This is a genomic window from Mesorhizobium sp. M1E.F.Ca.ET.041.01.1.1, from assembly GCF_003997355.1.
Classification (GTDB): Bacteria; Pseudomonadota; Alphaproteobacteria; order Rhizobiales; family Rhizobiaceae; genus Mesorhizobium.
In genome coordinates this window covers 1-1,312 of record NZ_RZSL01001018.1, presented here as the reverse complement: position 1 = coordinate 1,312, position 1,312 = coordinate 1, and the positions used below count along the sequence as shown (strand labels likewise).

1 protein-coding gene is annotated in these 1,312 nt (G+C 63.6%); it reads right to left on the bottom strand.

The window, feature by feature from the left end:
• A partial coding sequence (glnD, locus tag EOA38_RS36945) for a [protein-PII] uridylyltransferase (RefSeq protein WP_127301529.1) occupies nucleotides 1-1,312 on the bottom strand: 1,312 nt, incomplete at both ends.

The following is a 1,312-nucleotide window of genomic DNA, read 5'->3' as shown; positions in this document are numbered from 1 at the left end:
CCGTATAATGGTGGTACATCGAGAACTGCATCATGGCGACGATCTTGCCGAAGTCGGGGATCAGCTTGCCGAGCAGCCCCGCCTCGTTCATGCGCCTGAGGTTGAGCTCTGCATTGCGGTCGGAGGTCAGGATGTCGAGGAACAGCCGGTTGGCCTCCGCGTCGCGCCTGAGCGACTTGTTGACCAGGCCGAGCGAGCGGGTGAGCAGCTTCAGCGCGTCGGGATGGAACTCCAGCCCATGCTTGTCGGCGAACCAGAACAGGCGGAGCAGGTTGACCGGATCGCGCTCGAACACCGTGTCGTCGGCGATGTTGATGCGGTGGTTGTCGACGATAAAGTCGGATGTGCCGGCAAGCTTGCGCTTGCGCCGCGAGAAGGTGAGGAAGATGCGGTTGAAGCCGGGCACGTGCTTGGCCTGTTCCTCCTCGAGCGCGGCGCAGAAGATGCGGGTCAGGTCGCCGACATCCTTGGCGACCAGGAAATAGTGCTTCATGAAGCGCTCGACCGCCGACAGGCCGGGATGCGTGGTGTAGCCCAGCCGCTCGGCGATCTCGCGCTGGATGTCGAAATGCAGCCGCTCTTCGGCCTTGCCGGTGAGGAAATGCATGTGGCAGCGTACCGCCCACAAAAAATCCTCGGCCTTCTGGAATTCGCGATATTCGGCCTCGGTGAAGACGCCTTTCTCGACCAGCTCCTCGCCGGTGCGGACGCGATAGAAATATTTGCCGATCCAGAACAGCGTCTGCAGGTCGCGCAGGCCGCCCTTGCCGTCCTTGACGTTGGGCTCGACCAGATAGCGGCTTTCGCCCGCCTTGGCATGGCGCTCGTCGCGCTCGGCGAGCTTGGCCTGCACGTACTCCGGTCCGGTCGTGCGCACCACCTCGTGATCGAAGCGGGTGAGCAGTTCGTCATAGAGCTTGCGCTCGCCCCACAGGAAGCGCGCCTCCAGGATCGAGGTGCGGATGGTGATGTCGGTGCGCGACAGCCTCAGGCACTCTTCGATGTTGCGGGTGGCGTGGCCGACCTTCAGCCCCATGTCCCACAGCATGTAGAGCATGTATTCGACGATCTGCTCGCCCCACGGCGTCTGCTTGTAGGGAAGCAGGAACAACAGATCGATATCGGAGCCCGGCGCCAGCGTGCCGCGGCCATAGCCGCCGACCGCGACGACCGCCATGCGCTCGGCGGCCGAGCGGTTCTTGACCCGGTAGACATGGCCGGCGGCGAAATCGTAGAGCGCCTGGATCAGCTCATCCATCAGATGCGACAGCCGCTCGGCGCAGGCATTGCCGCCGCCATCCTCCTTCAGCAT